Origin of the sequence: Pseudomonas sp. GXM4, assembly GCF_008923895.1 — a bacterium.
Lineage (GTDB): Bacteria > Pseudomonadota > Gammaproteobacteria > Pseudomonadales > Pseudomonadaceae > Aquipseudomonas > Aquipseudomonas atacamensis.
In genome coordinates this window covers 1-7,967 of record NZ_WBRZ01000248.1, presented here as the reverse complement: position 1 = coordinate 7,967, position 7,967 = coordinate 1, and the positions used below count along the sequence as shown (strand labels likewise).

Below are 7,967 nucleotides of genomic sequence, written 5' to 3'. Positions count from 1 at the left end.
GTCAATGAGAGTGGCGCGGAACCTCGGCACCACGGCAGCCAACCAGGAAGTCAAAGTCGCAACCCTGATCCGCCTGCAGCACGTGGTCGATGTACAGCTGACGATAACCGCCCACCAGCAACTGTTGCGGTGCTTGCAGATCGGCCATTCGCGCGGCCAGTTCAGCATCCGGAATGTCCAGATGCAAACGGCCGCTGGCGCAATCGAGCTCGATCCAGTCGCCTTCCTTTACTGCCGCCAAAGGCCCGCCGGCTGCGGCTTCCGGGGCGACGTGCAAAACCACCGTGCCGTACGCGGTGCCGCTCATGCGTGCATCGGAAATACGCACCATGTCGGTCACGCCTTCTGCCAACAGCTTGGCCGGCAGGCCCATGTTGCCGACTTCGGCCATGCCTGGATAACCCTTCGGCCCGCAGTTTTTCATCACCAGAATCGAATCCTTATCGACGTCCAGCTCCGGATCGTTGATCCGCGCCTTGTACATGTCGAAGTTCTCGAACACCACCGCGCGACCGCGATGCTGCATCAGTTCAGCGCTAGCGGCGGACGGCTTGAGCACCGCGCCCAACGGCGCCAGATTGCCGCGCAACACGCAGATGCCGCCGTCGGCGCGAATCGGATTGTCGAGGGTGCGGATCACTTGGTCTTCGCCGTAGATCGGCGCGTCCTTGGTGTTCTCGCCGATGGACTTGCCGTTGACGGTCAGTGCGTTCGGGTTGGGGATCAGATTGGCTTCACCCAAGCGGCGCAGCACCGCTGGCAAACCACCGGCGTAGTAGAACTCTTCCATCAGGAAACGCCCGGACGGTTGCAGGTCGACGATGGTCGGCATGCCGCGACCGATGCGGGTCCAGTCGTCCAGATCGAGCTCGACGCCGATGCGCCCGGCGATGGCTTTCAAGTGGATCACGGCGTTGGTCGAACCGCCGATGGCAGCGTTGACGCGAATAGCGTTCTCGAAGGCTTCCTTGGTGAGGATCTTCGACAGTTTCAGGTCTTCGCGCACCATCTCCACCGCACGCATGCCGGACATGTGCGCCAGCACATAACGGCGTGCGTCCACAGCCGGAATCGCCGCGTTGTGCGGCAGCGAAGTGCCCAGCGCTTCAGCCATGCAGGCCATGGTCGACGCGGTGCCCATGGTGTTGCAGGTGCCCGCCGAACGGGACATGCCGCCCTCGGCTGCGAGGAAGTCATCGATGGTGATGGTGCCGGCCTTGACCTGTTCGCTGAGCTGCCAGACCACGGTCCCAGAGCCGATATCCTTGCCTTTGTGCTTGCCGTTGAGCATCGGCCCGCCGGTGACGACGATGGCCGGCACGTCGCAACTGGCCGCACCCATCAGCAGTGCTGGAGTGGTTTTGTCGCAACCGGTGAGCAGCACGACGCCGTCGATCGGGTTGCCGCGAATCGCTTCTTCAACGTCCATGCTCGCCAGGTTGCGGGTGAGCATGGCGGTCGGGCGCAGGTTCGATTCGCCATTGGAGAACACCGGGAATTCCACCGGAAAACCACCGGCCTCGATCACCCCGCGTTTGACGTGCTCCGCGATCTGGCGGAAGTGCGCGTTGCACGGGGTCAGTTCCGACCAGGTGTTGCAAATGCCGATGATCGGCTTGCCGTGGAACTGATGGTCGGCGATGCCCTGATTCTTCATCCAGCTGCGGTACATGAAGCCGTTTTTGTCGGCCGTGCCAAACCATTGGGCGGAGCGCAGGGTGGGTTTCTTATCAGACATGATCGATTCTCTTATTGTAAGACTATTGTTTGCGAGCTGACGCTTAATCTAAGCTCAAAATCCGCGCTTTGGAAGTGTTGTTGGGTAATTAGTATTACTATATAGTCGTTTTCGACGGAGGGATGGCCCTGGCTGTTTTGGCGAGAGGCGTCCCCCGAGGTTCTATAAAAACAACAATCGGAGACCGATCTCATGAGCCAGGAATTGCGGCTTGTCCGGCGCATCACACTGAAGCTGATTCCCTTCCTGATCCTGCTGTACCTGATCGCCTATGTGGATCGCTCCGCCGTCGGCTTCGCCAAGCTGCACATGGGCGCCGACATCGGCATCGGCGACGCCGCCTATGGCCTGGGCGCCGGGCTGTTCTTCATCGGCTATTTTCTTCTCGAGATTCCCAGCAACCTGATGCTCGAACGCTTCGGCGCACGACGCTGGTTCGCGCGGATCATGATCACCTGGGGCGCGATCACCATCGGCATGGCCTTCGTGCAAGGGCCGCACAGCTTCTATGTGATGCGCTTTCTGCTCGGCGCGGCCGAGGCGGGCTTCTTCCCCGGCGTGCTGTACTACATCACCCAATGGTTCCCGGTGCGCCATCGCGGCAAAATCCTCGGCCTGTTCATCCTCTCGCAACCCATCGCGATGATGATCACCGGTCCCGTGTCCGGCGGTTTGCTGGGCATGGATGGCATCCTCGGCCTGCACGGCTGGCAGTGGCTGTTCATCGTCATCGGCACCCCGGCGATCCTGCTGACCTGGCCGGTGCTGCGCTGGCTGCCGGACGGCCCGCAGCAAGTGAAGTGGATGGATCAGGCGGAAAAAGACTGGCTGACCGGCGAGCTGAAAAAGGACTTGCAGGAGTACGGCCAGACCCGTCACGGCAACCCTCTGCATGCGTTGAAAGACAAACGCGTGTTGTTGCTGGCGCTGTTCTATCTGCCGGTGACCCTGAGCATTTATGGTCTGGGCCTGTGGCTGCCGACGTTGATCAAACAGTTCGGCGGCAGCGATCTGGTCACCGGGTTCGTTTCTTCGGTGCCATACATTTTCGGGATCATCGGCCTGCTGATCATTCCGCGCAGCTCCGACCGCTTGAATGATCGCTACGGCCACTTGGCGGTGCTCTATGTACTCGGTGCGCTGGGCCTGTTCCTCAGTGCCTGGCTGTCGCTGCCGGTGGCGCAACTGGCGGCGCTGTGTCTGGTGGCGTTTGCGTTGTTCTCGTGCACGGCGGTGTTCTGGACCTTGCCAGGGCGCTTCTTTGCCGGCGCCAGTGCCGCGGCGGGGATTGCCTTGATCAACTCGGTGGGCAACCTCGGCGGTTACATCGGGCCGTTCGTGATCGGCGCGTTGAAGGAATACACCGGCAATCTGGCTTCGGGGTTGTACTTCCTCTCGGGCGTGATGGTGTTCGGGCTGATTCTGACCGGCATTGTTTATCGCGTGCTGGAGCGCAAGCACGTGCTGCCCGTCGACCAGTTCGCCGCCAGCGCCCGTGGCGCGACCCGAACCTGACACCTATGGATCAATTACCACCCCTGTGGGAGCTGGCTTGCCAGCGATGATGGCGGCACATCCAACATTGACGTGTCAGACAGGTGGCTATCGCTGGCAAGCCAGCTCCCACAGGGTTTTGCGGTGTTTCGGAATTTTGGATAAAGGAGAGGACATATGCATCTGGTTCAATTCGAATTACCCAACGGCGAGCGCCGTGTCGGCGTGGTCGACAACGGTCAGGTCCGCGAAGTCGAGGACGCCCGCAGTGTCCGTGATCTGGCCCTGGCGGCAATCAAGGCCGGCGGCTCCCTTGAGCAGCAAGTACAAAGCCTCGGCCTCGGCGCGAGCCACGACTACGCGCAATTGCTCAAAGACCTGCGCATTCTGCCGCCACTCGATCACCCGGATCCGGCGCACATGCTGGTCAGCGGTACCGGCCTTACTCATCTGGGCAGCGCTTCGGCGCGGGACAAGATGCACCAGCAGGCCGGCGATGAAGCGGCGATGACCGACACCATGCGCATTTTCAAGTGGGGCGTGGAGGGTGGCAAACCGGCGGCGGGGCAGGCCGGTGTGCAACCAGAGTGGTTCTACAAGGGCGACGGCAGCATTGTCGTGCGTCCGGGGCAGCCGTTCCCGCTGCCGCCGTTCGCCGAGGACGCCGGCGAAGAGCCGGAGATGGCCGGCCTATATGTCATCGGTAACGATGGCAAGCCGTATCGCCTCGGTTTCGCCGTCGGAAACGAGTTCTCCGATCACGTCATGGAACGCAAGAATTACCTGTACCTGGCGCACTCGAAATTGCGCAGTTGCAGTTATGGCCCGGAACTTCGTACCGGTGAATTGCCTCAACACCTTGCCGGCACCAGCCGAATCCTGCGTGACGGCGAAGTGCTCTGGCAGAACGAGTTCCTCAGCGGCGAGGCCAACATGTGCCACAGCCTGGCGAACCTCGAGTACCACCACTTCAAATACAGTCAGTTCCTGCGTCCGGGCGACGTGCACATTCATTTTTTCGGCACAGCGACCCTGTCGTTTGCCGACGGCATCCGCACCCAGCCGGGCGACACGTTCGAGATCAGCCAGGCCGACTTCGGCGCACCGCTGGTCAATGGTATCGCACCGGTCAAAGCGGCTTTTGAACCGGACAGCATCGGCACCCTTTAAGGAGATCCCATGACTCAGATTCTCGGTCACAACTACATCGGCGGTCAGCGCAGCGCCGCCGGCAGCGTCAAACTGCACTCGGTCGACGCCAGCACTGGCGAAGCCCTGCCGCATGATTTCATTCAGGCCACGGCCGAAGAAGTCGACGCCGCTGCCAAGGCCGCCGCTGCGGCTTACCCGACCTATCGCAGCCTTAGCGCCGAACGTCGCGCGCAGTTCCTCGATGCGGTCGCCGATGAGCTGGATGCGCTTGGCGACGATTTCGTCGCCGTGGTCTGCCGCGAAACCGCGCTGCCGGCTGGTCGTATTCAGGGCGAGCGTGGTCGCACCAGCGGGCAGATGCGTCTGTTCGCCAAAGTTCTGCGTCGCGGTGATTTCTACGGCGCACGGATCGATCTGGCACTGCCGGATCGTCAGCCGCTGCCACGTCCGGATCTGCGCCAATACCGCATCGGTCTCGGCCCGGTCGCCGTGTTTGGTGCGAGCAACTTCCCGCTGGCGTTCTCAACTGCCGGTGGCGATACCGCAGCAGCGCTGGCCGCCGGTTGCCCGGTGGTGTTCAAGGCGCACAGCGGCCACATGGCCACCGCTGAACTGGTCGCCGACGCGATCATTCGCGCGGCTGAAAAAACCAGCATGCCCGCCGGCGTGTTCAACATGATCTACGGTGGCGGCGTCGGCGAATGGCTGGTCAAGCATCCGGCGATTCAGGCCGTTGGTTTCACCGGTTCGCTGAAGGGCGGTCGCGCCTTGTGCGACATGGCTGCCGCACGTCCGCAACCGATCCCGGTGTTCGCCGAGATGTCGAGCATCAACCCGGTCATCGTGCTGCCGCAGGCACTGACCACGCGTTCGGAAACCGTTGCGCGTGACCTCACCGCTTCGGTGGTTCAGGGTTGCGGTCAGTTCTGTACCAACCCGGGTCTGGTCATCGGTATTCGCTCGCCGCAGTTCAGCGCGTTTGTACAGCAAGTCGCCGCTGCAATCGGTGATCAACCGGCGCAAACCATGCTCAACGCCGGTACCCTCGGCAGCTATGGCAAAGGCCTGGAAAAGCTTCTGGCGCACAGCGGCATCGAGCATCTGGCCGGCAATCAGCAGCAGGGCAATCAGGCGCAGCCGCAGTTGTTCAAGGCCGATGTCAGCCTGTTGATCAACGGCGATGAAGTGCTGCAGGAAGAAGTGTTCGGCCCGACCACAGTAATCGTCGAAGTAGCCGATCAGGCACAACTGAGCGCGGCGCTGCACGGCCTGCACGGTCAATTGACCGCGACGATCATCGGTGAGCCGTCTGACTTCGAGCAATTCGCCGAGCTGACGCCGCTGCTGGAACAGAAAGTCGGGCGTATCCTGCTCAACGGTTATCCGACCGGTGTCGAAGTGTGCGATTCGATGGTGCATGGCGGGCCGTACCCGGCGACGTCCGATGCGCGCGGCACGTCAGTGGGCACGCTGGCGATCGATCGCTTCCTGCGCCCGGTGTGCTTCCAGAACTACCCGGACAGCTTGCTGCCCGAACCGCTGAAGAACGCCAACCCGCTGCGGATCCAGCGCCTGGTGGATGGCAAGCCATCGCGTGAGGCGATCTAGCCAGCACCGCGATTTTTTGTGTTGATCGTTCCCACGCAGAGCGTGGGAACGATCAGTTCGCACACCGCCTTCGCGAGCAGGCTCGCTCCCACAGAGGTTCCAGCAGGGGCCTCTGGATCACATTGGGCTATCATTGGCCCTTTCCCCCTAGAAAGACTGTTTGCCATGACTGCCCAAACCCTTCTCAACGCCCTCGAACACTGCGGTATGGTCGAAATCGATGGCCTGCACGCCTTTGAATTCGCCCTCGACGAGGACGATAACCTGCACATCGAATGCATCGATGGCCGTGAAGCCAAGCACTGGCAATTCACCCCGGCGCACGTCGCGCAAGCGACGTTCGATGAGACGCTGCAGAGCTGGCTGATCGTCGGTTACGCCAGCGACACCAAGACCACGGGCGAGCATCGTCTGGTGTGCGTCGGCGACGTAGTCAGCAGCAGCGACGATGAGGATGACAATAATGAAGATGCGTAATTTCTGGCCTTTGCTGATGGCCGGCAGCGTCGGCGCGATGGGGCTTTCCAGCGCCTCTGCCGACACCCTGCAATTGCTGGTCGGCTCGTACACCGCCGGTTCCAGCCAGGGCATCTACCGCATGCAGTTCGACAGCGCCACCGGCCAGATCGGCGCCAAGCCGCTGCAAGTGGTCAAGACCGAAAACCCGTCGTGGCTGACCCTCTCGAAAGACCAGAAGCGCTTGTTCGTGGTCAACGAAAACGGCCCGGGCCAGACTGACCCGGTCGGCCGCGTCAGCAGCTTCGCCATTGACCCGAAGACCCATGCGCTGAGCCTGATCAATCAAGTGCAGAGCCTCGGTAACGAGCCGACCCATTCCAGCCTCAGCGCTGATGCCAGACACCTGTTCGTCAGCAACTACTCAGTGATGGAAGATCCGGGCGGTACCCTGGCGGTATTGCCTGTCGATGCCGACGGCCAGCTGAAACCGGTAGTGCAAATGAGCGGACACCCGGCCAGTCGGGTCAACCCCGAGCGCCAGGCTTCCAATCACGTGCACTCGACGGTGTCGTCGCCGGACGGGCGCTATGTGTTCTCCAATGATTTGGGCGCAGACAAGGTTTTCATCTATCAGTACGACCCGAAGGCCAACCCGCACTTGCCGCTAACCCCGGCGAAAACCGCCTCGGTAGCCTTGCCGGCCGGCAGTGGCCCGCGTCATCTGCTGTTCAGCGCTGATGGCAAACACGCTTGGCTGACCATGGAGATGAGCGCGCAGGTTGCGGTGTTCGACTACAAGGACGGCGTGCTGACCCAGACGCAACTGGTCGATCTCGCGGCGGGCCAGCCAACCTCGGACAAGGCCGGCGCGGCGCTGCATGCTTCGGCTGACGGCAAGTTTCTCTACGTGAGCAATCGCGGCACGGCCAATCAGCTCGTAGTGTTCAGCATTGATCCTGCGACCGGTCAGCTCAAAGAGCTGCAAAAGCGCTCGGTCGAGGGCGATCACCCGCGCGAGTTTGCCCTCGATCCGAGCGGTAAATTCGTCTTGATCGCCAACCAGAAGAGCAACCAGATTGTCGTCGTCGAGCGCGATGCCAAGACCGGTCTGCTGGGCAAAACCGTGCAAAAACTGCCGATGGACGCGCCAAGCGATCTGAAATTCCTGGTGCGACAATAAGCCACAGGCCCCGCTCTGCGGGGCCTGCATCGTTGTATTAATTGCACTGATATCGGCTAATGCTACAAAAGATTTCAAGCGAGTAACCCTCGAGCGTTACGTTTGTTTCACAGCCCGACCGGGCAAACCAAGCAAACGAACACGAGGGTTACCGCCATGAACTTCAATCTCTTCTCCGTCATCGCCGCTTCCGCCATTTCTGCCACCGTGGTATTGCCAGCCGGTGCCAACGTCGAAATCGCCAGCAAAAAATCCCACACCCAGAGCTACACCCAGAAATACCTGCAACAAAGCGCCAACTTCTACGCCGCGCTGGATCACAAAACCCAAGCCTGA

7 protein-coding genes are annotated in these 7,967 nt (G+C 61.3%); 6 read left to right on the top strand and 1 reads right to left on the bottom strand.

Annotated elements, in window-relative coordinates; genetic code table 11:
- Position 1 precedes the first annotated feature (1 nt).
- A complete protein-coding gene (locus tag F8N49_RS22565) occupies positions 2–1,738 on the bottom strand; it encodes an IlvD/Edd family dehydratase (protein WP_071172698.1) in 1,737 nt (578 codons plus the stop codon).
- A 192-nt stretch (positions 1,739–1,930) separates the two neighbouring features.
- On the opposite strand from F8N49_RS22565, the gene F8N49_RS22560 reads away from it, so the two are divergent.
- The 6 genes from F8N49_RS22560 to F8N49_RS22535 all read left to right on the top strand — a co-directional run bounded on the left by F8N49_RS22560 (position 1,931) and on the right by F8N49_RS22535 (position 7,967).
- Complete coding sequence (locus tag F8N49_RS22560) at positions 1,931–3,253, top strand: MFS transporter (protein ID WP_024013183.1); 1,323 nt, start codon at positions 1,931–1,933, stop codon at positions 3,251–3,253.
- A 156-nt stretch (positions 3,254–3,409) separates the two neighbouring features.
- Positions 3,410–4,402 (top strand): AraD1 family protein, encoded by a 993-nt coding sequence (araD1, locus tag F8N49_RS22555; RefSeq protein WP_122751620.1) that lies wholly within the window; start codon positions 3,410–3,412, stop codon positions 4,400–4,402.
- A 9-nt stretch (positions 4,403–4,411) separates the two neighbouring features.
- Entirely contained in the window at positions 4,412–5,992 is a 1,581-nt protein-coding gene (locus tag F8N49_RS22550; RefSeq protein WP_122704025.1) for an aldehyde dehydrogenase (NADP(+)), read from the top strand.
- 165 nt (positions 5,993–6,157) lie between these two features.
- The gene (locus tag F8N49_RS22545) at positions 6,158–6,469 is read left to right on the top strand and encodes a DUF5629 family protein (RefSeq protein WP_122704027.1); all 312 of its coding nucleotides are present in this window, start codon (positions 6,158–6,160) and stop codon (positions 6,467–6,469) included.
- The gene (locus tag F8N49_RS22540) at positions 6,456–7,631 is read left to right on the top strand and encodes a lactonase family protein (protein WP_151552669.1); all 1,176 of its coding nucleotides are present in this window, start codon (positions 6,456–6,458) and stop codon (positions 7,629–7,631) included. The genes F8N49_RS22545 and F8N49_RS22540 overlap by 14 nt, the downstream gene beginning before the upstream one ends.
- 156 nt (positions 7,632–7,787) lie before the next feature.
- Positions 7,788–7,967, top strand: a complete 180-nt coding sequence (locus F8N49_RS22535) for a hypothetical protein (RefSeq protein ID WP_016775003.1) — start codon at positions 7,788–7,790, stop codon at positions 7,965–7,967.

Excerpts from the sequence above, each read along its gene's own strand:
- F8N49_RS22565 (WP_071172698.1), bottom strand. The coding sequence starts at position 1,738 with ATGTCTGATAAGAAACCCACCCTGCGCTCCGCCCAATGGTTTGGCACG.
- F8N49_RS22560 (WP_024013183.1), top strand. The coding sequence starts at position 1,931 with ATGAGCCAGGAATTGCGGCTTGTCCGGCGCATCACACTGAAGCTGATT.
- araD1 (WP_122751620.1), top strand. The coding sequence starts at position 3,410 with ATGCATCTGGTTCAATTCGAATTACCCAACGGCGAGCGCCGTGTCGGC.
- F8N49_RS22550 (WP_122704025.1), top strand. The coding sequence starts at position 4,412 with ATGACTCAGATTCTCGGTCACAACTACATCGGCGGTCAGCGCAGCGCC.
- F8N49_RS22545 (WP_122704027.1), top strand. The coding sequence starts at position 6,158 with ATGACTGCCCAAACCCTTCTCAACGCCCTCGAACACTGCGGTATGGTC.
- F8N49_RS22540 (WP_151552669.1), top strand. The coding sequence starts at position 6,456 with ATGAAGATGCGTAATTTCTGGCCTTTGCTGATGGCCGGCAGCGTCGGC.
- F8N49_RS22535 (WP_016775003.1), top strand. The coding sequence starts at position 7,788 with ATGAACTTCAATCTCTTCTCCGTCATCGCCGCTTCCGCCATTTCTGCC.